This is a genomic window from Leifsonia sp. HAY1-4F (assembly GCF_056755275.1).
The window spans coordinates 1-259 of sequence record NZ_JBNDHX010000380.1; the positions used below are offsets into that span (position 1 = coordinate 1).

General features: G+C 34.7%; 1 protein-coding gene. It reads left to right on the forward strand.

What is annotated here, in order from left to right; genetic code table 11:
• Positions 1-259: hypothetical protein (locus ACPYOG_RS19890; protein ID WP_481295838.1), on the forward strand; the 259-nt coding region annotated here is incomplete at both ends.

Sequence of the window (259 nt, forward strand, 5' to 3'; positions counted from 1 at the left end):
CTTTTATACTGTCATTATTCTCTTAATGATTTTCGGATTGCTTTCTGCTGTTACAAAAAAAGTATGGATGCTGATATTGGTAATCCCGTTAGGTGTAGCAAATGCAATTGGAGGCCAATATTTAAATGCTTGGTTTTTAAACAAATACAGAACAGAGAGTACTGCAATTATCACCTCCGATGTTGTGACAAATTCTACACTGAATGAGCAGTATATTCATGATTATGAAGCCATTGTAAAGAAGCAGGACGGACATTAT